The sequence below is a fragment of the Cupriavidus sp. GW821-FHT07C08 genome, assembly GCF_059419025.1.
Window position 1 is genome coordinate 66050 of sequence record NZ_JBWKQZ010000015.1, and the last position, 24021, is coordinate 90070.

The following is a 24021-nucleotide window of genomic DNA, read 5'->3' on the forward strand; positions in this document are numbered from 1 at the left end:
GTCGCCGGTGGTCCGGCTGTATAGGGTGGCCCGGCGCGGGGGCCGGGTCTTGTCTGGGCACGGAGGGCGCGGCTCAGAACTGCAGATGGGCCTGGCGAAGTAACGCCGCCGTCTCAAACAAGGGTAAGCCCATGATACCTGAATAGCTGCCCGCGATCCGCTCCACGAACTCCGCCGCCCGGCCCTGGATGCCGTAGGCACCGGCCTTGCCGAGCGGCTCGCCGCTGGCGACATAGCGCTCGATCTCGGCGGGCTGCATCTGGCGGAAGGTGACTTCGGAGATCGACAGCGCATGCCGCATGCCCGTGGTCGACACGATCGTCACGGCGGTCAGGACGCGGTGGGTGCTGCCCGAGAGCGCGCCCAGCATGGCCGCGGCATCGGCGCCGTCGGCAGGTTTGCCCAGGATGCGGCCGCCCAGGCAGACCGTGGTGTCGGAGGTCAGCACCGGCGCATCGGGCAGCGCGCGGCGTTCGCGGCGGCGCAGCGCGGCTTCGGCCTTCAGCGCGCAGACGCGCTGGACGTAGTCGTCGGGGGTCTCGCCAGGCTGGACCGCCTCAAGCGCTTCGGCATCCTCGTCGTCATCGGCCAGCAGCAGTTCGTAGCGCACGCCGAGCTGGGTCAGCAGCTCGCGGCGGCGCGGGCTCTGCGAGGCGAGGTAAAGATAGTCGTGCAGGGTGTCGGGCATCGCGGCGGAGGGGCCTTCCGGCGACAGCCGGGATCAGGCCCGATGATAGGGGTGGTTCTGCGTGACGGACCAGGCGCGGTACAGCTGCTCGGCCAGCAGCACGCGCACCATGCCGTGCGGCAGGGTCAGGCTGGACAGCCGGATCAGGGTGCTGGCGCGGGCTTTCAGGGCCGGGTCGAGCCCGTCGGCGCCGCCGATCAGGAAGGCCACGTCGCCGCCCTCGCGCTGCCAGTCGGTCAGCTGCGCGGCCAGTTGCACGGTGGTGAAGTCGCGCCCGCGCTCATCCAGCGCGACGATGCGGCACTGCTTCGACAGCGAGCCCAGCACCGTCTCGATGCGCGCGGCTTCGCGCTGCATCACGGTGGCGGCGTTGTTGCTGGACGAGCGGGTTTCGGGCTTGACCTCGCGCAGTTCGATGCGCAGCTCGGGCGGCATGCGCTTGGCGTACTCGCTGAAGCCGGTTTCGATCCAGCCGGGCATCTTGTGGCCGACGGCCACGATCACCAGTTGCATGGGGCAGAGGACGGGTCATGCTGCGCGGCCGCCTGGCGGCCGCGCGCCGGGGCTCAGGCCGAGCGGGTGGTGCGCTTGCGCGCGGCCGGCTTGGCTGCTGCGGTCTTGCTGGCAGCGGTCTTGCTCGGGGCCTTCTTGACCGCGGTCTTGGTCGCGGTCTTGCGCGCGGTGGTGCCGGCAGCGGTCTTGCGCGGCGCAGCGGCACGGGTGCCGGCGGTCTTGGTCGCTGCCGTCTTGGTGGCGGTCTTGCGGGCCGGCTTGCGGATGGTGGCGATGGCGTCCGCGTCGGTGTCCTCATGGCCCATCGGCGGCGACGGCTCCTTCATGCCTTCGGGCAGGCGGGCCAGCGCGGGGCGCAGGTTGCTGGCGCGGCGCACGGTGCGCACCGGGGCTTCGTCCTCGTCCTCGTCCATCGGCTCGCTGGCCTTGGCCAGGCCGCGGCCGGCGGTGGCCAGCTTCATGCGCACCGGCTTGTCGCCCCAGATCTCTTCCAGATTGTAGTACAGGCGCAACTGCGGCTGCAGGATGTGGACCACGGCATCGCCGCAGTCGACCAGCACCCATTCGCCGGTTTCCAGGCCCTCGACCGCCACGATGTGGCCGCCGGCTCCCTTCACCGTATCCCGCACCGACGCTGCCAGCGCCTTGGTCTGGCGGTTGGATGTCCCGCTGGCAATCACCACCCGGTCGAACAGTTCGGTCAGGTGGCTGGTGTCGTACACCTTGATGTCCTGCGCTTTGACATCCTCGAGGCCGTCGACGATGGCGCGTTGCAGTTTACGAATATCCATGGTGTCTTCTTGTTCAGCTGAGATCGGTTGGGGGTGGGCGCCGGGATTGGTGCAACCCCGGTCATGCCCTGGCCGGGGCGTTGCGGTACAGCCCGTGGTTGGCAATGTAGTGTGCCACGCCGGGCGGCAGTTGGTCATCTGCCGGCTGGCCGGCTGCCAGCCGCTGGCGCAGGTGGGTGGAAGACAGGTCGACGGCAAGCGTCTGGTCGATCCACATCCGGCCGGAGGGCGTGCATTGTATCAGGTGCGTGTCAGCCTGGCGTTCGGCCAGTGCCGCCAGCACCGGACCCTCCAGTGCCGCCAGCTCAAAACGCGGCCGCGTGGCGGTGCACAGGTGCACATGTTCGAACAGGGCCTGCCAGCCGTGCCAGGTGTGCAGGCGCAGCAGCTGGTCGGCGCCCATCAGCCAGCACAGCGAGGCTTCGGGGCCGTATTCGGCGCGCAGCTGGCGTACGGTGTCGATGGTGTAGCTGGGGCCGGCGCGGTCCACTTCCATGCGGCTCACGCGGACCTTGGCGCCGCTGTCGCCAAGCGCCGCGGCGGCCAGTTCGGTCATCGCCAGGCGGTCGGCGGCAGGGGTCACGTCGTCGCCTTTTTGCCACGACTGGCCGGTGGGAATCCACACCAGCTCATCCAGCCCAAGGTGTTCGATGCACAGCCGCGCCAGTGCCAGGTGGCCGACATGGGGGGGATCGAAAGTGCCGCCAAGGATACCCAGGCGATAGGGGCGGGCGGACGGTTGCGGCGGTTCTCCCGCGTCGGCGGCGGGCTTGCGGTGTTGCGCTGGATTGGCCATAGGTCAGGCGTCAGGCCCAGTCGCGCGCTGGCAGGAAATCGGAGTACAGCGCCGCTTCGGGGCTGCCCGGTTCCGGTTGCCAGTCATAGCGCCAGGTCACCAGCGGCGGCATCGACATCAGGATGGATTCGGCGCGTCCGCCCGACTGCAGGCCGAACAGCGTGCCGCGGTCGAACACGAGGTTGAATTCGACGTAGCGCCCGCGCCGGTAGGCCTGGAAGCCGCGCTCGCGCTCGCCGTAGGGCGTGTCCTTGCGCGCCTGCAGGATCGGCAGGTAGGCGTCCAGGAAGGCGTCGCCGACCGACTGCATCATGGCGAAGCTGCGCTCGAAGCCCAGCGCGGAGAAGTCGTCGAAGAAAATCCCGCCCACGCCGCGCGCCTCGTTGCGGTGGCGCAGGAAGAAATACTCGTCGCACCACTGTTTGAAGCGCGGGTACAGGTCGTCGCCATAGGGGGCCAGCGCCTGCTGGCAGGTGCGGTGGAAGTGCGCGCAGTCGCCGGCGTCGCCGTAGTAGGGCGTCAGGTCCATGCCGCCACCGAACCACCATACCGGCTCGGCCCCCGGCTTGAGCGCCAGGAAGCAGCGCACGTTCATATGGACCGTGGGCACATAGGGATTGCGCGGGTGGAACACCAGCGACACGCCCATGGCCTCGAAGCTGCGACCGGCCAGTTCCGGCCGGTTGGCGGTGGCCGACGGCGGCAGGGTGTCGCCGCTCACGTGCGAGAAGCCCACGCCGGCGCGCTCCATCACCGCGCCGCCTTCCAGGATGCGGGTGCGGCCGCTGCCGCGCAGGCGTTCGGTGGGCGGTTTCTCCCAGGCGTCGGTCAGGAACGGCTGGCCGTCGATGGCACCGATGGCATCGGTGATGCGGTCTTGCAGACCGAGCAGATAGGCACGGACTGCCTGGGAATCGATCATGATTGGCGGAAAGCGGATGGACCGGGCTCGGCGTCCGGCAGCGCTGGCGGCTGCCGGGTGCGTCACAACGTTGTCACGATTGTACCGGCTGGGGCCGCTGGCCGGGCGCGCGGGTCCAAAGCTGGCCGGCAAGGCGGGTCAGCCATGCCGGTCGGAACGGCGTTTGCCGGGAAGGATCAGCGCTTGATGGCGCGGTAGCCGATGTCGGTCCGGTACTGCATGCCGTCGAAGCGGATCTGCTCGACCGCGGCATAGGCGGCGCGCTGCGCTGCCTTGACGGTGTCGGCCAGGCCCACCACGCACAGCACACGCCCGCCCGAGGTCAGCAGGGTGCCGTCCTTGAGGGTGGTGCCGGCGTGGAAGGTCACGCTGTCGTCGGTCTCGGCCGGGATGCCGGTGATGGCATCGCCCTTGCGCGGGCTGTCGGGATAGCCGTAGGCGGCCATCACCACGCCCAGCGCGGTGCGGCGGTCCCAGTCCAGCTCGATGCTGTCGAGCTTGCCGTTGACGGCGTGCTCCATCACATCGACCAGGTCGGTCTTCAGGCGCGCCAGGATCGGCTGGGTTTCAGGGTCGCCCATGCGGCAGTTGAATTCCAGCGTCTTCAGGTTGCCGTCCTTGTCGATCATCAGGCCGGCGTACAGGAAGCCCGTGTACGGGATGCCGTCCTTTTCCATGCCGCGCACGGTCGGCAGGATGATCTCGCGCAGCGCGCGCGCATGCAGCGCGGGCGTGACCACCGGGGCGGGGGAATACGCGCCCATGCCGCCGGTGTTGGGGCCGGCGTCGGCGTCCAGCAGGCGCTTGTGGTCCTGGCTGGTGGCCAGCGCCAGCACGTTCTTGCCGTCGACCAGCACGATAAAGCTGGCTTCCTCGCCTTCCAGGAACTCTTCGATCACCACGCGCGCGCCGGCGTCGCCGAGCTTGTTGTCGGCCAGCATCATGTCGACCGCGGTGTGCGCTTCTTCCAGCGACATCGCCACCACCACGCCCTTGCCCGCGGCCAGGCCGTCGGCCTTGATCACGATCGGAGCGCCCTGGGCGTCGATATAGGCGTGGGCCTGGGTGGCGTCGGAGAAGGTCTGGTAGGCGGCGGTCGGGATGCCGTGGCGCTCCATGAACGCCTTGGCGAAGTCCTTGGACGATTCCAGCTGCGCGGCAGCCTGGGTCGGCCCGAAGATGCGCAGGCCCTTGGCGCGGAAGATATCGACGATGCCGGCGGCCAGCGGGGCTTCGGGGCCGACCACGGTGAAGGCCACGCCCTCGCGCTCGGCAAAGGCGGCGATGACCTCGGGATCGGTCAGCGGAACATTCTGCAGGCGCTTGTCGAGAGCGGTCCCGCCGTTGCCCGGCGCGACGTACACCACCTGCACCTTGGGGGACTGGGCCAATTTCCAGGCCAGCGCGTGTTCACGTCCACCCGAGCCGACAACCAATACTTTCATGATCACTGCCAGAAAAGAAACACATACTAAGAGGCGGCGGCCTGGGCTGTGTCCGGGTCGCCGCCGATGGGGGCTTGTTGCAGCTTAGTCTTCGATCACCGCGTTGGTGAAGACTTCCTGCACGTCGTCCAGGTTTTCCAGGGCGTCGAGCAGTTTCTGCATCTTGAGCGCGTCGTCGCCGCTGAAGCTGACTTCGTTCTGCGGCTTCATCACCACGTCGGCCACTTCCGCCTTGAAGCCGGCGGCTTCCAGCGCGGCCTTGACCGCAGAGAAATCGTTGGGCGGGCAGGTGACTTCGATCGAGCCGTCGTCGTTGGTGACGACATCGTCGGCGCCGGCTTCCAGCGCGGCTTCCATCAGCTTGTCTTCCGGCGTGCCGGGGGCATACAGGAACTGGCCGCAGTGGGTGAACATGAACGCCACCGAACCTTCGGTGCCCATGTTGCCGCCGTGCTTGGAGAACGCATGGCGCACTTCGGCCACGGTGCGGGTGCGGTTGTCGGTCAGGCAGTCGACGATGATCGCCGCGCCGGCCAGGCCGTAGCCCTCGTAGCGGATTTCTTCGTAGTTGGCGCCTTCCATGCCGCCCACGCCGCGCTGGATGGCGCGCTGGATGTTGTCCTTGGGCATGTTCGCGTCCATGGCCTTGTCAATCGACAGGCGCAGGCGCGGGTTGGAGTCGACATCGCCGCCGCCGAGCTTGGCGGCGACGGTGATTTCCTTGATCAGGCGGGTCCAGATCTTGCCGCGCTTGGCGTCAGCGGCGGCCTTCTTGTGTTTGATATTGGCCCATTTCGAGTGACCGGCCATGATTCTCTCCGAAGCGGAATGCGGTGATCTGCGGTGATGTTGTGCGGGGTCGCCATGCACGCCGTGGCCGGGGTGGCAAAGCCCTCGGACAGCGCGCGCCAGGTGACGGATATGCCTGGCGGCTGGCTATAATCAGCCCAGGATTTTATCACGCGGGCCTGCCCGCGCCGCCCGGATCCACCAGATCCCATCAGACGCTATCAGACGCTTACGGAACCCAGGAACATCATGGCCGACCCCATCCTCATCGCCAAGAATGCCGAACATGAACTGGTGCTGCTGCCGCAGATGGGCAACCGGCATGGGCTGATCACCGGCGCCACCGGCACCGGCAAGACCGTCACGCTGCAGACGCTGGCGCAGGGCTTCTCGCGCCTGGGCGTGCCGGTCTTCATGGCGGACGTCAAAGGTGATCTGACCGGCATCTCGCAGGCCGGCCAGGCGTCCGACAAGCTCAAGCAGCGCCTGGCCGACCTGAACCTGCCGGAGCCGGCATGGGGCGCGTGCCCGACCACGCTGTGGGACGTGTTCGGCGAGAAGGGCCATCCGGTGCGCGCCACGGTCTCGCACATGGGCCCGCTGCTGCTGTCGCGCATGCTGGAGCTGAACGACACCCAGCAGGGCGTGCTGAACCTGGTGTTCCGCATTGCCGACGCCAACGGCCTGCTGCTGCTCGACGCCAAGGACCTGCGCGCCATGCTGCAGTACGTCGGCGACAACGCCAGCCAGTTCACCACCGAGTACGGCAATATCTCGGCCGCCTCGATCGGCGCCATCCAGCGCGGGCTGATCGCGCTGGAATCGCAGGGCGGGGATGTCTTCTTCGGCGAGCCGATGCTGAACCTGGAAGACTTCATCCAGACCGAGAAGGGCCAGGGCGTGGTCAATATCCTGGCCGCCGACAAGCTGATGAACGCGCCGCGCCTGTACGCCACTTTCCTGCTGTGGATGCTGTCCGAGCTGTTCGAGAAGCTGCCCGAGGCCGGCGACCTGGACAAGCCCAAGCTGGTGTTCTTCTTCGACGAGGCCCACCTGCTCTTTAACGATGCACCCAAGGCGCTGCTCGACAAGATCGAGCAGGTGGTGCGGCTGGTGCGCTCCAAGGGCGTGGGCGTGTACTTCGTCACGCAGAACCCGATCGACATCCCCGACACCGTGCTGGGCCAGCTGGGCAACCGCGTGCAGCATGCGCTGCGCGCCTTTACCCCGCGCGACCAGAAGGCGGTCAAGGTGGCGGCCACCACCATGCGCGCCAACCCCAGGCTGGACCTGGAAACCGCGATCAGTGAACTGGGCGTGGGCGAGGCGCTGGTATCGTTCCTGGACGCCAAGGGCACGCCCTGCGTGACCGAGCGCGCCTGGGTGCTGGCACCGGGCAGCCGCATCGGCCCGGCGACGGAGGAAGAGCGCAAGCAGCTGATCGCCAGTTCGCTGGTGGCGGGCACCTATGAGAAAACCGTGGACCGCGAATCCGCCTATGAAAAGCTGCGCGGCAGCGTGGCGACGGCCGGCAATGGCAACGGCAAGGGCGCTGGCGGCGCGCCGGCGGGGCAGCCGGCGGGTGAGCAGGACAGCGGCTGGCTCGGTACGGCCGGCGAGATCTTCGGCACGCTGACCAAGGGCACCGGCAAGACCGGCCGCGGCGATTCGATCCTGGAGTCGATGGCCAAGTCGGCCGCGCGCACGGTGGGGTCGCAGGTCGGCCGCGAACTGATCCGCGGTGTGCTGGGCAGCCTGCTGGGTAAGAAGAAGTAAAGACGGCTGACGGAATGACGGAAAGGGCCGCGCGATGCGGCCCTTTTCCTTAGTGGCGCTGCGCCTGTTGCTGCGCCTTGGCCGCTGCCGCGTCCTCGCACATCTTGCGCGCGAACATCCGCGCAAAGAACCACCCCATGCCGATGATGAAGACGATCACGCCCAGGCTCATCAGGCCGGTGCTGGTACTGAACAGGATCTTGAAGGCTTCCATGCTTGGCTCCCATTGCGTTGGCGATGGCGGCCGGCGAGGTCTCGCCGGCGCTTGCCGCCAGTGTAGGGAGCCCTGTGGCGCGGACTATTGAGGCCGGTCAAGAGCCAAGCCAGCCCGCCGCCGTACCACTCAGTTCTTGGTGCCGAACAGGCGGTCGCCCGCATCGCCCAGGCCCGGCACGATATAGGCATCGCCGTCCAGGTGGCTGTCCAGCGAGGCGACGAACAGCTTGACCCCCGGATGCGCCTTCTGGAACACTTCCACGCCCTCCGGGGCCGCCACCAGCGCAACGAAGGTGATGGCCTCGTCCTTGACCCCGCGGCGCTTGAGCACCTCCACCGCGTGCGCGGCGGAGTAGCCCGTGGCCACCATCGGGTCGCACAGGATGAAGCTGCGGTCTTCCAGGTCGGGCAGACGCACCAGGTATTCCACCGGGCGGTGCTGCTCGTCGCGGTACACGCCGATATGGCCGATGCGCGCCGACGGGATCAGCTCGACCAGGCCGTCGCTCATGCCCACGCCCGCGCGCAGCACCGGCACGATGGTCAGCTTCTTGCCGGCGATCACCGGCGCATCCAGCTCCACCAGCGGCGTTTCGATGCGGCGCGTGGTCAACGGCAGGTTGCGGGTGATCTCGTAGCCCATCAGCAGCGTGATCTCGCGCAGCAGCTCGCGGAAGGTGCGCGTCGACGTTTCCTTGTCGCGCATGTGCGAAAGCTTGTGCTGGATCAGCGGGTGGTCGAGGATGAACAGGTTGGGAAAGCGCGGATCTTGTTTCATGGCTGGCGGCTAGGGCTCGGCGGGATAGGGACAAGCAGGTGAAGCGGGCGGCGAGATCGGGTCGACCAGCGCGCCGCGCCGTTGCAGCCGGATTGTAATGGAAGCGGGCCGCCCTGCCCGTGGCTTCGCTTTCGAGACCCGCCCACGCCAGCCGCCGGCGGGCTCCCTGAACTGCCGGGAGCGGCCGGCGGTGCCTTGCGCTAGTCAAGCGCGCGATTCTTCGACTCGATATCCACCATGTAGATGGCGATTGCCGCCACGGCAAGAAATGACGAAAGCAGCGCCAGGGCAAGGGTGAACTGGCTGGCCATGATCGGTGCAATGATCGAAGGCGCAAACAGGCCGCCAAAGCGCGCCATCGCGCCGGCAGTGCCCATCCCGCTGGCGCGCAGGTCGGTCGGGTACACCTCGGGCGTGAAGGCGTAGAGCGCGCCCCAGGTACCGAGGAGCGAGAAGCTCATCAGCAGGGTCGAGCCGACGATAAGCGCGGTGGACTGGCCCAGGCTATAGAGCATGCAACCTGCAGCGCTGAGCAGCAGGAAGCCGATCAGGGTCGGCTTGCGGCCCCAGCGCTCGACGCCGTGCGCGGCCAGCGCGAACCCGGGAAGCTGCACCAGCGCGAGCACGATCAGGAAGACCTGGCCACGCATGAAGCCAAAGCCCTGGCCCGCCAGCTTGACCGGCAGATAAACGAAGACGCCGTAGTAGGCGATCGAGATCAGCGCCCAGGCGGCAAGCAGGCAGATGGTGCGGCGCCGGCATCCGCGCGCGAACAGCGCAAAGACCGACTTGCGCTCCATCGGCTGCGGCTCCAGGTTGCCGATTTCCACGGACACGCGATTGGCGGTGGCGACACGCTGCAGCACCGCGCGTGCCTCGGCCGAGCGTCCCGATTTATTCAGGTAGAGCGGAGACTCGGGAACAAAGAACCGGAACACCACGCCGACCAGGGCGGGGATGCCCGTGACGAGGAAGATCAGCCGCCAGGCATCATCGCCTCGCGACACGGCGATGAGCGCAAGAATGGCGAGCAGGATCGTGCCGACGGCCCAGAACGACTCCAGCAGCACCAGCCAGCGGCCGCGCCGGTCCGAGGGCAGGAACTCGGCCATCATGGTGTAGTCAACGGGTAGCGTGCCGCCGACGCCGATGCCGGTCAGGAAACGCAGCAACAGCAGCCACTGGAAGTCCGGTGCGAAAGCGGAAGCGACACCGCAGATGGCGTCGATGACCACCGCCATCATCAGCACGGGCCGGCGGCCGATCCTGTCAGCCAGCCGGCCGAACACGAAAGCGCCGATCAGCATGCCGACAAAGAACATCGTCCCGGTCTGCAGAGCGGTCGGTACGGGAATGCCAAAGGTCGACGCAATCGACGGCGCGGTGAAGCCGATCGACAGCACCTGCATCGCGTCAGCCAGCCAGACCAGGCCGAAGATGACAAAGAGCCGATACTGGAACCGGCCGACGCCGGCCGCGCGGATGCCTTGCTCGATCGTGATGGTTTGAGACGATGCTCCCCGCGCGCTGGGCTGCGGGGCCGAGCCTAGCGTGACTTCCGGGATGGTCGTTGTTGCCATGGATGAAATTGATGACGACATGTTGTCTACCTGTCTTTATAGGCTGGTTCTTGAACTCGGACGCACACGTTTATCGAAGCAGGGCCAGACGGTACTGACTAATGCGTGATGATCGCACCGGGGCAATCGCACCGAATTGCAACGAAACGTGGTGAGTACTCCAATTGGCGAGGCTGGAACTAACCCGGTAGCACGCTCGCGACACCTGCTTGGTTCTGATACGACATAGTCACTCCTTGTTGTCTACCCTTGGTTGGTCCAGGCCCGGCCTCCCGGTCGGCGCTGCGGGGGACTATGCAAGCCCCGGGCCAGCGCTTCCGGTGATGTAAAGGGCCAATCTTTTAGTTTTGTTGTCTCGTCTGCCGCTTGCGGCGCGCCGTCCTTGTGCGGGGAGGCACTGCTGCGGGCCACGCGGCACTCATGTAGTGCGCACTACATGATCGTTCAGCGTAAGCTACATGAAACTGGCGGGCAAGGCCGAATTGCGGTTTCCCTCCTCGGGGTTTTCCCGCGCGTGGCGCCGGCGCGGGAATGCACGTCTCCCCGCCCGGTGGCGAAGCGCCTTGCCAGGCACGGCGTAAGTGCGGTCAGCGTGGATGCGGAAGGCGCGGCGAGCCGGCCCCGCAGGGTCTGCGTTGGTCCTAGTGGGCAGGCATCGCGCGCAGGCGCGCGACAGTGTTCTCCAGGTCCTGCCATGCGGGTTTGTCGGGCGCAAAGCGCGCGCGCAGGTACTGCGCCAGCTGCGCGATCTGCTGGTCATCGAGCGTGTCGGCATAGGCCGGCATCGCACCCAGTTCGCTGTTGGGCGGTGCCGGCATGCCTTGCAGCAGCACCTGGATCACGTTGTCCGGCAGCTTGCTGTGCAGGTTCGTATTGAGCGCCAGCGAAGGCTTGACGCCGAACTGGGCGATGCCCTGGTCCGACTGGTGGCAGACCGCGCATGCGCTCTGGTACAGGCGTTCGCCGGGACCGCCCAGGGTGCGCGCGGCCTGCGCGCTGCGCTGCTCGATCTGCGCTGCCTGTGCGGCCAGTACCGTAGGCGAGGGCGCTGGCGTGCCGAACGAGGCCACGTAGTGCGCGATCGCGCGCACGTCGGACTCAGGCAGTTGGGCCAGTTCCTCGACCACCGGTGCCATTGGTCCGGCCGCGGCGCCATGATGCGGCGCATAGCCGCCGCGCAGGTAGGTGAACAGCGCCGCCTCGGTCCAGGGCAGCGGTGCGTGCGACAGTGCGCTCAGCGGCGGCGCTTCCCAGCCTTCGGCGCTGCCGCCGGTCAGGTACTGGCGGCCGCCTTTCTCGGCACCGAGCGCGTTGCGCGGCGAATGGCAGGCGCTGCAGTGGCCCAGCCCTTCGGCCAGATAGGCGCCGCGATTCCATTGCGCGGAGCGCGATGGGTCCGGCGTGAAGCGCTCGTTGCGATGGAACAGCAGGTTCCAACCGGCCAAGAGCGGGCGCACGTTGAAGGGGAACGCAAGCTGCGTCTGCGGGACCTCGGATTTCACCGGCTCTGCCGACATCAGGTACCCGTATAGCGCCTGCATGTCGCCATCGCTGATCTTCGCGAATGCGGTGTACGGGAACGCGGGATACAGGCGCCGTCCGTCGCGGTGGATGCCCTCGCGCATGGCGCGCTCGAACGCGGCGAAGGACCAGTTGCCGATGCCGGTCCGCACGTCCGGCGTAATGTTCGTGCTGTAGACCGTGCCGAAGGGCGTTTCCAGCGGCAAGCCGCCGGCGTTCTTCACGCCGCCCGGCGCGGTATGGCAGACCGCACAGTCTCCCGCGGCGGCCACCAGCCGGCCGCGTTCGAGCGTGGCGGCGGAATAGAAGCCGGCCTCGGGCGGCGCCACCGGTGCGATCGGCGCGCGCCAGGGCAGCAGCGTGGCGCACACGCCAGCAGCGGCTGCGGCGGCAGCGGCGATCCAGCCGCGCTTGCTGCGCTGGTTGCCGGGCCTGGCCTCGGCCAGCGCCAGGCGGATGCGGTCGGCGCTGAAGGGCGGCGCGCGCAGGCGCACGCCGGTGGCGTCGTAGATGGCATTGGCCACGGCCGCGGCGGCGGGCATGGTGTCGGTCGGGCTGGCCGCCAGCGCGTCATGCGTGGCGAGCGTGCCGGCCAGGCGGACTTCCGGCAGGGTGCTGCCCGGCACGGCTGGCAGCGTCTGGCTGGCAGGCGGCGCCTCGGCCGGCCAGGTGTCGAAGGCGGGCGTGGCCGACATCAGCTGCAGGGCGGCATCGGCCACGGCCTGCTCCAGCGAGCGCGCGGACGGCGCGGCTTGTGCGTGCGGCAGCGATTCACTGTCATGTCCCACCGTCACGCGCGTGACCGCCAGCTCGCCGGTGGTGCCGTCGACCTCGACCTCGGCCACCCATGCCGACCAGGTCTGCCCGGCGTCGTGATCGACGGTGTGGGCATAGGCAAAGCCGCGGCCGCGCTGCACGTTGCCTGCCGCTGTGTTGGCGCGGGGCGCGGCCGGCGTCCAGCCGGCGCGCTCGGCCACTTGCCGCACCAGGGCCGTGCCGCGCGCATCGTCGAGATGCGCCAGCCGCAGCGCGACCGGGTCGGTGCCGGAGGCGGCGGCAAGCTCGTCGAGATGGGATTCCCGGGCGAACACCTGGGCCCGGGCGGCCGCCAGTGGTGCCGCATCGGACGCGGCGGCGTTGCCTGTCGCAACCAGGTCGACATGCGGGATGCGATAGGGCGGCATGGCAGTGTCGCCTGCGTGGCCGGCATCGATGCTGTCCGCCACGGGCGATGCCGTATGCGTCAGCCACAGCGCCAGCGGCACGACCGGGGCGGCGGTGCCCGCCAGTGTTGCGGCGTAGGCTTCGACGGCAGTGCCGGCCCGCGCGGTGTCGACGCGCACATCGAGCGCGGCATCGGCAAGGCCTACATCGGCGGCACACAGGCGACGCATCACGGGCAGTCCGGCGGCGTGGGCCAGCAGGGCCGCGTCGGCGGCGGCGTGAGGCGCGAGCAGCGCGGGGTCCGCGCGGTCGTCGGGCGACTGCCAGCAGGCCAGCAACACCTGTTGCGGCGCGATGCCCAGCAACGCGGCAAGCTCGGCGCGCAGCGCGCCAGGGCGCGTGCTTGGCAGCCACACGGTCAGCTTGCCGTCGCGCCAGTCGGCGACGGCCGTGCAATACGCCTCAGCGCGGGTGCCGGCCAGCGGCCACTGGTAGTGCTGCGTGTGGCGCGCATCGGCGCCGGCCAGCACCCCATCGGCGTTGCCGCGCCGGGCCAGCGTGAGGCGCGCTACCGGCGCGTCGTCCGCGCGGGGCGGGGCGGACCATCGTGCCTGCAGCGCATGGGTTGCGTTGGCGGCCTGTGCGCCGGAAGCCGTTGCCACTCCGGCGAAATTGTTGCGGATGACGACCGCGCGCACGCCCGGCAGCGCCAGCGCGGCTTCGCGCTCCGCGCCCAGCAGGCGTGCCGTCAGCGGCTTGCCGTCGATCCAGCGCAGGCCAGGCGGTGTCAGCACCCGGGCAACCAGGCAGTCGGCGGCGGGCGGCGGCATGCTGCCCGCGACCGCGGTCGCAGGGGTGGCCTGTGGCACGAGCCCTTCGTTCACGATGCCGACCCCTCGGCCGCCTGCCGTTGCAGCACCGCGGCACGTTGCACCGCGCGCACGATTTCCACGTGGGTGCCGCAGCGGCACAGGTTGAAGCGCAGCGCCTCGCGGATCTGGGCCTCGTCGGGATCGGGGTTCTGCGCGAGCAGCGCCTTGGCGGTCATGATCATGCCGTTCAGGCAATAGCCGCATTGCGCGGCCTGCTCATCGATAAATGCTTGCTGCACAGGGTCGGGCTGCGCGTCGGTGCCCAGTCCTTCCAGCGTGGTGACGGCGTGCCCGACCACGGCCCTGACCGGCAGCACGCAGGCGCGCGCGGCCATGCCGTCCACCAGCACCGTGCAGGCGCCGCATTGCCCCAGGCCGCAGCCATACTTGGGCCCGTTGCAGCACAGGTCGTTGCGCAGGATGTAGAGCAGCGGCGTGTCAGGGGCCACGCTCAGCGTGTGCTCGGCGTGGTTGACTTGCAATGTCAGGGGGCGGGGCGTGTTCATCGGGGGCTGGGGGCGGTTTGAACATCACGCATCGCTGCGCCGCGCCCCTTCGATGAGGGGCTGCGGCGGGCAGGGTTGGTCAGGCGTCAGGCTGCTGCGGACAGCGTCCCGGTCCCGGCCGACACCAGCGGCACGTTGAAGACATCGTAGCCGAAACACCAGTCGGGGTTCTCGTTGCCGCGCAGCCAGGTGTTGTTGTGCGAGACCAGTTGGACCTTGCTCGCGCGCTCGTTGCGGTTCGCTTCATACAGCGCGAATGCCGAGGCGAAGTCGTCCACGCCGGTCTCGGTGAAGCAGCGTGTGAGCATGGCGGCATCCTCGATCGCCATCGCGGCGCCTTGCGCCATGTGCGGCTTCATCGGGTGGCAGGCGTCGCCGAGCAGCACCAGGCGGCCCCGGCTCCACAGCGGCAGCGGGTCGCGCTCCAGCAGCGGCCACTTGGTCACTTCGACGGTGCCTTCGATCAGCGACTGCACGCCCTCATGCCAGCCGTCGAACGCCGCGCGCATTTCCTCGATGCTGCTCGGCACCCAGCTCTTGCTCATGTCCCACTCGGGCTCGGGCACGCCGGTGACGTAGTAGATCTCGTCGAGCTTGCTGGTATCGAAGTAGACCATCATGTGGCGGTCGTCGGTCCACCACTTGGTGCAGCGCTCATGCGTGAAACCCTTGACGCGCGAGATCGGGAACACCGCGCGGTGCGCCACGTAGCCCGTGTACTTGGGCGGCTCGGCGCCCAGCAGCGTCTCGCGGATGCGCGAGTTGACACCGTCCGCGCCGATCACGATGTCGGCCTCTTCGACTGTGCCGTCGGTGAAGCGCAGCTGCACCACGTCGCCCTGGTCGGTGACGCTTTCCAGCTTCTTGTTGAAGAACAGCGTCTCGGGCGCCACGGCGTCGGTCAGCAGCTTGTGGAAGTCGCCGCGGTGCACGGTCAGGTAGCTGGCGCCGTAGTGGCGCTCCGCGTAGTCGCCCAGCGGGATCTGCGCGATCACCTCGCCGGTCAGGCCGTCGCGGCTGTACCAGTAGTCGGGGTGGCAGCCCATGTCGTTGAGCGCGTCCTCGATGCCGATGCGCCGCATGACTTTCATCACGTTGGGCCCCACATGGATGCCCGCGCCCAGGCGCGAGAACGCCGGTGCCTGTTCATACAGCCTGACTTGGAAGCCGGCTCGCTGCAGCAGGGCGGCCGCGGCCGTTCCTCCGAGTCCGGCGCCGACAACTGCGATTCGCGGTTTGCCTTGCACGTTCTTTCTCCTGGCAATGACACAAGGTCGATGGGGGCTGGGGCGGCCACTCGGCCGACCGTTAGAAACGAGTGTACACACTCAAAATATCAAAGTAAAAGAAGAAAATGATGAACCTATGGAAAACCCTTACCATAACGTGATTGTGTTCGCACATCGTGCTGTATAGTTGAATTCATGCGCAAATACAGGGATTGATTCATTAAGTATGCACTGAACCAGTGAATCCGCCTCGGTGCAGATTCTGTTTGCTTAGATAAAGTGTGTACACTACAATCAATCGCAGCGTGCAGGGCCGCCAGGCCGAGGCAGGCGGGTAGACAGACAAACAGATGACGGAGTCGACAGTGCAGAAAGTTTTCCGAATCGGCCAGATCGTGCCGAGCTCCAACACCACCATGGAAACCGAGATCCCGGCGATGCTGGCCGCGCGCCAGCTGGTGCGCCCGGAACGCTTCACCTTCCACTCAAGCCGGATGCGGATGAAGAAGGTGGTCAAGGAGGAACTGGCGGCCATGGACGCCGAATCCGACCGCTGCGCGGTGGAACTGAGCGACGCCCGCGTCGACGTGCTCGGCTATGCCTGCCTGGTGGCCATCATGGCGATGGGTCACGGCTACCACCGCGTGTCCGAGCAGCGCCTGCAGGCGCATACCGCCGAGAACGGCGGCGACGCGCCGGTGATTACAAGCGCAGGCGCGCTGGTCGATGCGCTCAAGGTGATGGGCGCGAAGCGCATCGCCGTGGTGGCGCCCTATATGAAGCCGCTGACCGAGCTGGTGGTCGACTACATCCGCAATGAAGGCTATGAGGTGGTCGACTACCGCGCGCTGGAAATCCCTGACAACCTCGAAGTCGGTCGCCATGACCCGGCACGGCTGCCGGAAATTGTCGCGCAGATGAATACGGCCGACGCCGATGTCATCGTGCTGTCGGCGTGCGTGCAGATGCCGTCGCTGCCGGCTGTGGCCAAGGTCGAGGCAATGACCGGCAAGCCGGTGGTCACCGCCGCCGTCGCCACCACGTATGCGCTGCTGAAGCGGCTCGGGCTGGAGCCGGTGGTGCCGGGCGCCGGCGCGCTGCTGTCGGGCGCGTACTGAAGGGGGCGGCCATGGCAGACAGCACCTTCCTCTACGGCGCCAACGTGAACGCCAACGGCATCCGCCAGCACTACCTGCGCTATGGCGGGCAGGGCGGCGCGCGTGCGCAGCGCGATGCCGTTATCATCGTGCCGGGCATCACCAGCCCGGCGGTGACCTGGGGCTTTGTCGGCGAGCAGTTCGGGCAGCAGTTCGATACCTATGTGCTCGACGTGCGCGGCCGCGGCCTGTCGCAGGCCGGCGCGGAGCTGGACTACAGCCTCGATGCGCAGGCTGCCGATGTGATCGCGTTTGCGCAAGCGCTTGGCTTGCAGCGCTACGCCATCGTCGGCCATTCGATGGGCGCGCGCATCGGCATCCGCGCCGCGCGCAGCAAGCCGGCAGGCCTGACGCGCCTGGTGCTGGTCGATCCGCCGGTGTCGGGGCCGGGCCGCCGTCCGTATCCGGCGCAACTGCCGTGGTACATCGATTCGATCCGGCTGGCGCAGCAGGGCATCGACGTGGAAGGCATGCGCCGCTTCTGCCCGACCTGGACCGAGGGCCAGCTGCGCCTGCGCGCGCAATGGCTGCATACCTGCGACGAGCGCGCGATCCTGGCCAGCTTCAATGGCTTCCATGAGGACGATATCCACGCCGACCTGCCGCACGTCGCCGTGCCGGCCCTGCTGATGACCGCGGGGCGTGGCGACGTGATCCGCGAGGAAGACGTGCAGGAGATGCGCAAGCTGCTGCCCGCACTGCTGCTTGCGCATGTCGCCAACGCCGGCCACATGATCCCGTGGGACGACGAGGCCGGCTTCTACCGCGCCTTCGGCGACTTCCTGGGTGCGGCGCTGAACTAAACGAGGAGCGAACATGCCCGTAAGCGATTACGACCTGACCGCGGCGTGGAAGCGGGTGCTGACGCTGTCGAAGCTTGAGCCGGGGCAGACCGTCACCGTGCTGACCGGCGCCGCCACGCATCCGCAGACGCTGCGCACCGCGATGGTGGCGGCGGCATCGATGGGCGCCATCGTCAACCGGCTCGACCTGCCGCCGGTCAATGGCGAAAAGGCGCTCAGCCGCGACGCGCTCGCCTATCTTGGCACCACGCCGCTGACCGGCAACCCGGCCGCGATTGCCGCGCTCAAGGCCAGCGACCTGGTGCTGGACCTGATGACGCTGCTGTTCTCGCCCGAGCAGCACGAGATCCTGGCGCAAGGGACCAAGATCCTGCTGGCTGTGGAGCCGCCCGAAGTGCTGGCGCGGCTGGTGCCGACCGAAGCTGACCGTGCCCGCGTCAAGGCGGCGACCGCGCGGCTGGGCAAGGCGCGCGAGATGCATATCGTGTCCGACGCCGGCATGGACCTGCGCTGCCGCCTGGGCGAGTTTCCGGCGATCAGCGAGTACGGCTTTGTCGACGAGCCCGGCCGCTGGGACCACTGGCCGAGCGGCTTCGTACTGACCTGGCCGGACGAGGGCGGCACCAACGGCACCATCGTGCTGGACCGCGGCGACATCCTGCTGCCGATGAAGTCTTACATCCAGGCGCCGATCCGCATCACCGTCGAAGCCGGCTACGTGCGCCGCATCGAAGGTGGCGTGGACGCCGAGCTGCTGGCCGACTACATGGCCTCGTTCAACGACCCCGAGGCCTATGCCATGTCGCATATCGGCTGGGGGCTGCAGCCGCGCGCCAGCTGGTCGGCGCTGGCGATGTACGACCGCGAGGCCACCATCGGCATGGATGCGCGCGCCTACGAGGGCAATTTCCTGTGCTCGTTCGGCCCCAACAACGAAGCCGGCGGCAGCCGCACCACCGCCTGCCATATCGACATCCCGGTGCGCCACTGCACCGTCAGCCTGGATGGCGAGCCCGTGGTGGTGCGCGGCAAGGTGATGGACGGCCACCACGCGCCGGCCGATTCTCTCTACAAGGACGCGCGCCATGGATGACGCCGTGCAGACTTACCAGCGCCAAGGATTTGGCGCAGCCATGGAACTGCGAGCGCCGTACGGCCTGCTGATCATCGACTTCGTCAACGGCTTCGCCGATCCGGCGGTGTTTGGCGGCGGCAATATCCCGGAGGCGATCCGCAACACGCAGCCGCTGCTGCGCACCGCGCGCGAGCAGGGCTGGCCGGTGGCGCACAGCCGCATCGTGTTTGCCGACGACGACAGCGACCACAATATCTTCACGCTGAAGGTGCCGGGCATGCTGACGCTGAAGGAGGATGGCCACAACAGCAAGATCGTGCCGGAGCTGGCGCCCGCGCCGGGCGAACTGGTGGTGCGCAAGACGGTGCCGTCGGCGTTCTTCGGCACCTCGCTGGCGGCGTGGCTGACGCAGCGTGGCGTGCAGACGCTGCTGGTGGCGGGTTGCGTCACCAGCGGCTGCGTGCGCGCCAGCGTGGTCGACGCGATGTCGCTGGGCTTCCGCCCGCTGGTGGTGTCGGATTGCGTGGGTGACCGCGCGCTGGGCCCGCATGACGCCAACCTGTTCGACATGGCGCAGAAGTACGCCACCGTGCTGACGCGCGACGAGGCGCTGGCGCAGGTTGCCGGCGTGAGTGCCGCCGCCTGAGGCGCGGCGATGCGGCCGGGCCTGGCGTCAGCCTGCCGCCGCGCGCCGGCCGCGGGCCGCCTTGCGCGGCGCGGCCGGCGGCGCTATGTCCGCATCCGGCACCGCGCCGGGAACGGCCACGGCGCGCAGCACCGTCTGCTGGATCACATCGCGCCAGTGCGCCAGCGCGGGCGGGCTCATCATGGGTTCGCCCAGGAAGGCGCTGAGCGTATGATGGTTGGAGTTGTAGAAGTAGCCAAGCGAAGCGATCACCATATAGACATCGCGCGCGCCCGCGTCCGGCCGGAACAGCCCCGCGGCCTTGCCGCGCGCGAGGATGCCGTCGAGCACCGACAGCGCGTAGCTGGAGATCTCGCGCAGCCGCACCGACTTCTTCGCGTGCTTGCCCTGGCTCATGTTCTCGCTGGTCAGAATGGCGACGAACTCCGGATGATCCAGGTAGTACTGCCAGATGAAATCGATCAGCTGCGACAGCGCGCGCACGGGGTCGGCGGCGTCGAGCTCATGTTCCAGCTGCTGCTCGGCTTCATTGAGCTGCAGGTAGATGGTCTCGAGCACTTCGACAAACAGTTTTTCCTTACTGCCGAAGTAGTAATAGATCATCCGGTCGTAGGTCTTGGCCAGCGACGAGATGCGTTCGATGCGGCCCCCGTCGTAGCCGCGCTGGGCGAAGACCTTGATCGCAGCCTTCAGGATGCGGTCGCGGCTGTCCTGCGCTTGCCTGGCCCGCGTGCCGGCTGGCGCCCGCTTTGCGGTTGGCTTGGGCGCGGTCGTGATCGTCATGGTCGATGCTTGGGCTATTCCACTGTTGGCTTGCAGTATAACGGGCGCCCCGGGGCGCGGCCGGTGAAGGAGATGGCAGAACGATGACGGCAACCAATCTGCAACCCGCGGCACAGGCCGACGCCGACACGCCGCGCACGCTGCGGCTGGCGCTGCTGCAGGCCACCGGCGTGCTGCTGGTGACGCGCGCCCCGCAGGCGGCGCCGCGGCCCGCGCCGGGCCAGCCCGGCGCGGCGTCGGACTACGTGCCGGCGCTGCCGGACATCTTCATTGCCGTGCGCGACAGCGGCGAGGTGCTGGCCTTCAACGGCCACGTCGACCTGGGCACCGGCATCCGCACGGCGCTGGCGCAGATCGTGGCGGAAGAACTCGACGTGCCGCTCGAACGCGTACGCATGGTGCTTGGCCATACCGAAGCCACCCCCAACCAGGGCCCCACCATTGCCAGCGCATCGATCCAGATTTCGGCGCTGCCGTTGCGCCGCGCCGCCGCCCAGGCGCGTGCGTGGCTGCAGGCGCGTGCCGCGCAGCACCTCGGCGTTGAGGCCGGCGGGCTGGAGGCAGAGGACGGCGTGTTCCGCGTTCCCGGCACGCAGGCCAGCATCGGCTATGGCGCGCTGCTTGCCGGCGAGCACCTGGAACTGCCGCTGGCCGACGACATACCGACCAAGCCGGTCGAGTCCTACCGCATCGTCGGCCGCGCCGCGGGCCGCGTCGATATTCCCGGCAAGGTGCGCGGCACACTGACCTTTGTCCACGACGTGCGCGTGCCCGGCATGCTGCATGGCCGCGTGGTGCGACCGCCGTATGCGGGGCGCGACAGCGGCGGCTTTGTCGGCAACAGCCTGCTGGAAGTCGACCGCGACTCCGTGCGCGACGTGCCCGGCCTGGTCGATGTGGTGGTGCAGGGCGACTTTGTCGGCGTGGTGGCCGAGCGAGAGGAACACGCGGTGCAGGCCGCGCGCCGGCTGCGCGTGCGCTGGAAACCCGTGCCGCCGCTGCCGGCGCTGGACGATCCGGAGCCCGCGCTGCGCGCCAACCCGGCCACGCGGCGCGAGTTGCTGTCTGAAGGCGAGCCGCCGGCAAACGGCGCCGGCATGGCATTGCGGCGGCGCTTCGTCTGGCCGTACCAGATGCATGGCTCGATCGGCCCGTCATGCGCCGTGGCCGACTGGCATGACGATGGCCTGACGGTGTGGTCCGGCACGCAGAACCCGCATGTGCTGCGCATCGATCTGGCAAAGTTGTGCGGGCTCGGCGAAGACCGCATCGAGATCGTGCGCATGGAGGCTGCCGGCTGCTACGGGCGCAACTGCGCCGACGATGTAGGCGCCGACGCGGCACTGCTGTCGCGCGCGGTCGGGCGGCCCGTGCGCGTGCAGCTCTCGCGCGAGCAGGAACACCTGTGGGAGCCCAAGGGCGCGGCCCAGCTGATGGACGTCAGCGCCACGCTGGGGCCGGACGGCGCGCTGCTTGGCTACGACTTCACCAGCCGCTATCCGTCCAACGATGCGCCTACGCTGGCGCTGGTGCTGACCGGTGCCGTGCCCAACGCGCCGCGCACGCTGGAGATGGGCGATCGCACCGCCGTGCCACCGTACGCGTATGGCGCGCGCCGCATCGGTTGCGACGACACGCCCGCGATCGTGCGCGCGTCCTGGCTGCGCGGGGTATCGGCGCTGCCCAATGCGTTTGCGCATGAGTGCGTGATCGATGAGCTGGCCGCGCAGGCGGGTGCCGATCCCGTGGATTTCCGGCTGCGGCACCTGCCGGATGAACGTGCCGCGGCCTTGCTGCGTGCCGTGGCCGAAGCGGCTGGCTGGCGGCGGGGCGTGGCCGGGTCGCGGGGCATCGCGGATGCAGAAGGCCGGCTGCGCGGCCGGGGCGTGGCCTATGCCCGCTATATCCACAGCCGTTTCCCGGGCTTCGGCGCAGCCTGGTCGGCCTGGGTGGTGGACCTGGCGGTGGATGCCGGCAGCGGCCGCATCACCATCGAAAAGGTGGTGGTCGGGCAGGACACCGGCATGATGGTCAACCCCGACGGCGTGCGCCACCAGATCCACGGCAACGTGGTGCAGACGCTCAGCCGGGTGCTGAAGGAGCAGGTGCGCTTCGATGCGGATGGGGTTGCCAGCCGCGAATGGGGCAGCTATCCGCTGCTGACCTTCCCGGAAGTCCCGCCGATTGAAGTGGTGCTGATGCCGCGGCAGTCGGAGCCGCCGCTGGGCGCGGGCGAATCGGCCTCGTTGCCGGGTGCGCCGGCGATCGCCAATGCCTTGTTCGATGCGCTGGGGGTGCGGCTGTGCCGGCCGCCTTTCGTCCCTGAGACGGTGCTGGCGGGCTTGCAGGCCCGCTGAGGCCCCTAAGCTTGAAGCGGCGCCTGCTCAGGCGCCGCCATTCCCCTCGTCAATCTCACTCATCTTGCGCAGCAGGTAGGTCACCGCCACGCGCTCGGCCGGGTTCAGGCCACCGAAGGTCTGCTCCGAGATCTCCTTCGCAAACGGCACGGTCTCATCGATCAGTGCCAGCCCGGCGGGCGTGACCGTTACCACCACCTTGCGCCGGTCATTGGGATCGTGCGACACCGCAATCAGCTCACGCGACTTCAGCCGGTCGATGATGCCCCGCACCGTGGCCTGGTCGATGGCGGTGGCGCGCACCACCTCGTTCATCGAACACGGCTGGCGGTCCCTGACCGCGCACAGCACCACGAACTGCGCCGCGGTCAGCTGCGAATCCGGGATGGTCTGCTGGAAGATCGCCACATGGCGCTGGTAGGCGCGCCGCAGCAGGTGGCCCACCTGCTCGGTAAAATCGTAGTCGGCGGCGGTCTTGCCGGAAGGCGTGTCGGAGGGCTGGGGCACGAACCTGGTGCAGTGGGTAAGGTGACTCAGAGTATACCGAGGAAGGGGCCGGGAAGGTGGCCGGGACCGCCGCGGCGACGCCCGATGCCATTGCGTCTTTTCGAATACAATCGTCGGGTCGTTTCGCGGGGCCGACGTGCCCGCCCGCTTTCCCCTGTATTCCCCGTGCCCGCCTCCCAGAAGTCTCTCGCCGCACCTGCCGCGCTGCCGTCGCCGCAGCGCTCGGGCCTTGTCATCGCCGCCGTCGGCGCGGTGCTGTTCTCCGCCAAGGCGATCGTCGCCAAGCTGATGTACCGCTACCACGTCGATGCGGTGATGGTGATCACGCTGCGCATGCTGTTCGCGGTGCCGCTGTTCATGGCGATCGGCTGGTGGCAGTCACGCCGGCTGGCGCCGCTGTCGTGGGCGGATCGGGGCCGCGTGGTGTTTCTCGGCTTTATCGGCTACTACCTGTCGAGCTTCCTCGATTTCATCGGCCTGCAATACATCACCGCCGGGCTGGAGCGGCTGATCCTGTTCCTGACGCCGTCGTTCGTGCTGCTGGCCACCGCGCTGGTGTTCCGCCGACCGATCGCCATGCGCCAGTGGCTGTCGCTGCTGCTGGCCTACGCCGGCATCGTGCTGGTATTCGCGCATGACCTGGACGTCAGCGGCAGCCAGGTGTGGCTGGGCGGCGCGCTGGTGCTGGGCAGCGCCATGACCTATGGTATCTACCTGATCCTGAGTGGCGAGCTGGTGCGGCGCATCGGCTCGCTGCGGCTGGTGGCGTATGCGATGTGCGTCTCGACCGCCTGCTGCGTGATCCAATACCTGGTACTGGGCAGGCCGGTGGCGGAACTGGCGCAGCCGGCGCCGGTGATGTGGCTGTCACTCATCAATGCGGTGTTCTGCACCGTGCTGCCGGTGTCGCTGACCATGGTGGCGGTGTCGCGCATCGGCGCGCCGATGGCGTCGCAGGCGGGCATGATCGGCCCGGTGTCGACGCTGTTCCTGGCCTTCTGGCTGCTGGGCGAACCGGTCAGCGGCGTGCAGCTGGCCGGCAGCGCGCTGGTGATGGGCGGCATGTATTTGCTGTCGGCAAGAAAAACGTGATTCCAGGCCGGCCCC

At 68.3% G+C, this 24021-nt stretch carries 22 protein-coding genes; 7 read left to right on the forward strand and 15 right to left on the reverse strand.

Annotated elements, in window-relative coordinates:
- Nucleotides 1-73 precede the first annotated feature (73 nt).
- The 7 genes from AC07UK_RS19470 to AC07UK_RS19500 form a co-directional block, all read right to left on the reverse strand.
- A complete protein-coding gene (locus AC07UK_RS19470) occupies nt 74-688 on the reverse strand; it encodes a Maf family protein (protein ID WP_153955042.1) in 615 nt (204 codons plus the stop codon).
- A gap of 33 nt (nt 689-721) precedes the next feature.
- Nucleotides 722-1201, reverse strand: a complete 480-nt coding sequence (rlmH, locus tag AC07UK_RS19475) for a 23S rRNA (pseudouridine(1915)-N(3))-methyltransferase RlmH (RefSeq protein WP_022533932.1) — start codon at nt 1199-1201, stop codon at nt 722-724.
- 53 nt (nt 1202-1254) lie between these two features.
- Entirely contained in the window at nt 1255-1992 is a 738-nt protein-coding gene (gene rsfS, locus AC07UK_RS19480; RefSeq protein ID WP_494686231.1) for a ribosome silencing factor, read from the reverse strand.
- Nucleotides 1993-2053: 61 nt separating this feature from the next.
- Nucleotides 2054-2788: a nicotinate-nucleotide adenylyltransferase gene (locus AC07UK_RS19485; RefSeq protein WP_013955897.1), complete on the reverse strand. Its 735-nt coding sequence runs from the start codon at nt 2786-2788 to the stop codon at nt 2054-2056.
- Nucleotides 2789-2798: 10 nt separating this feature from the next.
- Nucleotides 2799-3710: an oxygen-dependent coproporphyrinogen oxidase gene (gene hemF / locus AC07UK_RS19490; RefSeq protein WP_436221068.1), complete on the reverse strand. Its 912-nt coding sequence runs from the start codon at nt 3708-3710 to the stop codon at nt 2799-2801.
- 176 nt (nt 3711-3886) lie between these two features.
- Nucleotides 3887-5155 (reverse strand): phosphoribosylamine--glycine ligase, encoded by a 1269-nt coding sequence (purD, locus tag AC07UK_RS19495; protein WP_114132280.1) that lies wholly within the window; start codon nt 5153-5155, stop codon nt 3887-3889.
- Between the two features lie 84 nt (nt 5156-5239).
- Nucleotides 5240-5965, reverse strand: coding sequence for a YebC/PmpR family DNA-binding transcriptional regulator (locus tag AC07UK_RS19500; protein WP_013955900.1), 726 nt, complete (start codon nt 5963-5965; stop codon nt 5240-5242).
- Between the two features lie 228 nt (nt 5966-6193).
- On the opposite strand from AC07UK_RS19500, the gene AC07UK_RS19505 reads away from it, so the two are divergent.
- Nucleotides 6194-7720 carry a helicase HerA-like C-terminal domain-containing protein gene (locus tag AC07UK_RS19505; protein ID WP_494686230.1) on the forward strand — a complete coding sequence of 509 codons (1527 nt, stop codon included), beginning with the start codon at nt 6194-6196 and terminating at the stop codon, nt 7718-7720.
- Nucleotides 7721-7769: 49 nt separating this feature from the next.
- Here the strand turns inward: AC07UK_RS19505 and AC07UK_RS19510 are convergent, their stop codons facing one another.
- The 6 genes from AC07UK_RS19510 to AC07UK_RS19535 all read right to left on the reverse strand — a co-directional run bounded on the left by AC07UK_RS19510 (nt 7770) and on the right by AC07UK_RS19535 (nt 15604).
- Complete coding sequence (locus tag AC07UK_RS19510; RefSeq protein ID WP_494686229.1) at nt 7770-7934, reverse strand: DUF3149 domain-containing protein; 165 nt, start codon at nt 7932-7934, stop codon at nt 7770-7772.
- A gap of 129 nt (nt 7935-8063) precedes the next feature.
- Complete coding sequence (gene upp / locus AC07UK_RS19515; RefSeq protein ID WP_432259529.1) at nt 8064-8714, reverse strand: uracil phosphoribosyltransferase; 651 nt, start codon at nt 8712-8714, stop codon at nt 8064-8066.
- Between the two features lie 200 nt (nt 8715-8914).
- Complete coding sequence (locus AC07UK_RS19520) at nt 8915-10315, reverse strand: MFS transporter (RefSeq protein WP_494686228.1); 1401 nt, start codon at nt 10313-10315, stop codon at nt 8915-8917.
- Nucleotides 10316-10935: 620 nt separating this feature from the next.
- Nucleotides 10936-13809 carry a c-type cytochrome gene (locus AC07UK_RS19525; RefSeq protein ID WP_494686253.1) on the reverse strand — a complete coding sequence of 958 codons (2874 nt, stop codon included), beginning with the start codon at nt 13807-13809 and terminating at the stop codon, nt 10936-10938.
- A gap of 50 nt (nt 13810-13859) precedes the next feature.
- Nucleotides 13860-14357, reverse strand: a complete 498-nt coding sequence (locus tag AC07UK_RS19530; RefSeq protein WP_436221071.1) for a (2Fe-2S)-binding protein — start codon at nt 14355-14357, stop codon at nt 13860-13862.
- A gap of 86 nt (nt 14358-14443) precedes the next feature.
- Nucleotides 14444-15604, reverse strand: a complete 1161-nt coding sequence (locus AC07UK_RS19535) for an FAD-dependent monooxygenase (RefSeq protein WP_494686227.1) — start codon at nt 15602-15604, stop codon at nt 14444-14446.
- 347 nt (nt 15605-15951) lie between these two features.
- Between AC07UK_RS19535 and AC07UK_RS19540 the strand changes: the two genes are divergently transcribed.
- From AC07UK_RS19540 to AC07UK_RS19555, 4 genes are read left to right on the forward strand one after another with little or no spacing between them, the layout of a single operon-like run.
- Nucleotides 15952-16704 carry a maleate cis-trans isomerase family protein gene (locus tag AC07UK_RS19540; RefSeq protein ID WP_010812897.1) on the forward strand — a complete coding sequence of 251 codons (753 nt, stop codon included), beginning with the start codon at nt 15952-15954 and terminating at the stop codon, nt 16702-16704.
- A gap of 11 nt (nt 16705-16715) precedes the next feature.
- Nucleotides 16716-17546 carry an alpha/beta fold hydrolase gene (locus AC07UK_RS19545; protein WP_494686226.1) on the forward strand — a complete coding sequence of 277 codons (831 nt, stop codon included), beginning with the start codon at nt 16716-16718 and terminating at the stop codon, nt 17544-17546.
- Between the two features lie 13 nt (nt 17547-17559).
- On the forward strand, nt 17560-18639 hold the full coding sequence (locus AC07UK_RS19550; protein WP_436221074.1) for a 2,5-dihydroxypyridine 5,6-dioxygenase NicX family protein: 1080 nt from the start codon (nt 17560-17562) through the stop codon (nt 18637-18639).
- Nucleotides 18632-19267 (forward strand): N-carbamoylsarcosine amidohydrolase, encoded by a 636-nt coding sequence (locus AC07UK_RS19555; RefSeq protein ID WP_494686225.1) that lies wholly within the window; start codon nt 18632-18634, stop codon nt 19265-19267. Before AC07UK_RS19550 ends, AC07UK_RS19555 begins: the two co-directional genes overlap by 8 nt.
- Nucleotides 19268-19294: 27 nt before the next feature.
- Here AC07UK_RS19555 and AC07UK_RS19560 read toward each other — a convergent pair whose 3' ends face one another.
- Nucleotides 19295-20050: a TetR/AcrR family transcriptional regulator gene (locus AC07UK_RS19560; RefSeq protein ID WP_436221075.1), complete on the reverse strand. Its 756-nt coding sequence runs from the start codon at nt 20048-20050 to the stop codon at nt 19295-19297.
- A gap of 83 nt (nt 20051-20133) precedes the next feature.
- Here AC07UK_RS19560 and AC07UK_RS19565 point away from each other — a divergent pair, with 83 nt between their 5' ends.
- Nucleotides 20134-22407 (forward strand): xanthine dehydrogenase family protein molybdopterin-binding subunit, encoded by a 2274-nt coding sequence (locus AC07UK_RS19565; RefSeq protein WP_494686224.1) that lies wholly within the window; start codon nt 20134-20136, stop codon nt 22405-22407.
- 27 nt (nt 22408-22434) lie between these two features.
- On the opposite strand, the gene AC07UK_RS19570 is transcribed toward AC07UK_RS19565, so the two are convergent.
- Nucleotides 22435-22914 carry a MarR family winged helix-turn-helix transcriptional regulator gene (locus AC07UK_RS19570; RefSeq protein ID WP_013955915.1) on the reverse strand — a complete coding sequence of 160 codons (480 nt, stop codon included), beginning with the start codon at nt 22912-22914 and terminating at the stop codon, nt 22435-22437.
- A 204-nt stretch (nt 22915-23118) separates the two neighbouring features.
- Between AC07UK_RS19570 and AC07UK_RS19575 the strand changes: the two genes are divergently transcribed.
- On the forward strand, nt 23119-24006 hold the full coding sequence (locus AC07UK_RS19575) for a DMT family transporter (protein WP_436223047.1): 888 nt from the start codon (nt 23119-23121) through the stop codon (nt 24004-24006).
- Nucleotides 24007-24021: the final 15 nt, after the last annotated feature.

Bases quoted from the DNA above. Each gene is read 5' to 3' on its own strand.
- AC07UK_RS19565 (WP_494686224.1), top strand. From the start codon at position 20,134: ATGACGGCAACCAATCTGCAACCCGCGGCACAGGCCGACGCCGACACG.
- AC07UK_RS19485 (WP_013955897.1), bottom strand. From the start codon at position 2,788: ATGGCCAATCCAGCGCAACACCGCAAGCCCGCCGCCGACGCGGGAGAA.
- rlmH (WP_022533932.1), bottom strand. From the start codon at position 1,201: ATGCAACTGGTGATCGTGGCCGTCGGCCACAAGATGCCCGGCTGGATC.
- AC07UK_RS19555 (WP_494686225.1), top strand. From the start codon at position 18,632: ATGGATGACGCCGTGCAGACTTACCAGCGCCAAGGATTTGGCGCAGCC.
- AC07UK_RS19520 (WP_494686228.1), bottom strand. From the start codon at position 10,315: ATGTCGTCATCAATTTCATCCATGGCAACAACGACCATCCCGGAAGTC.
- rsfS (WP_494686231.1), bottom strand. From the start codon at position 1,992: ATGGATATTCGTAAACTGCAACGCGCCATCGTCGACGGCCTCGAGGAT.
- hemF (WP_436221068.1), bottom strand. From the start codon at position 3,710: ATGATCGATTCCCAGGCAGTCCGTGCCTATCTGCTCGGTCTGCAAGAC.
- AC07UK_RS19505 (WP_494686230.1), top strand. From the start codon at position 6,194: ATGGCCGACCCCATCCTCATCGCCAAGAATGCCGAACATGAACTGGTG.
- AC07UK_RS19470 (WP_153955042.1), bottom strand. From the start codon at position 688: ATGCCCGACACCCTGCACGACTATCTTTACCTCGCCTCGCAGAGCCCG.
- purD (WP_114132280.1), bottom strand. From the start codon at position 5,155: ATGAAAGTATTGGTTGTCGGCTCGGGTGGACGTGAACACGCGCTGGCC.
- AC07UK_RS19545 (WP_494686226.1), top strand. From the start codon at position 16,716: ATGGCAGACAGCACCTTCCTCTACGGCGCCAACGTGAACGCCAACGGC.
- AC07UK_RS19510 (WP_494686229.1), bottom strand. From the start codon at position 7,934: ATGGAAGCCTTCAAGATCCTGTTCAGTACCAGCACCGGCCTGATGAGC.
- AC07UK_RS19525 (WP_494686253.1), bottom strand. From the start codon at position 13,809: ATGCCGCCGCCCGCCGCCGACTGCCTGGTTGCCCGGGTGCTGACACCG.
- AC07UK_RS19550 (WP_436221074.1), top strand. From the start codon at position 17,560: ATGCCCGTAAGCGATTACGACCTGACCGCGGCGTGGAAGCGGGTGCTG.
- AC07UK_RS19500 (WP_013955900.1), bottom strand. From the start codon at position 5,965: ATGGCCGGTCACTCGAAATGGGCCAATATCAAACACAAGAAGGCCGCC.
- upp (WP_432259529.1), bottom strand. From the start codon at position 8,714: ATGAAACAAGATCCGCGCTTTCCCAACCTGTTCATCCTCGACCACCCG.
- AC07UK_RS19560 (WP_436221075.1), bottom strand. From the start codon at position 20,050: ATGACGATCACGACCGCGCCCAAGCCAACCGCAAAGCGGGCGCCAGCC.
- AC07UK_RS19530 (WP_436221071.1), bottom strand. From the start codon at position 14,357: ATGAACACGCCCCGCCCCCTGACATTGCAAGTCAACCACGCCGAGCAC.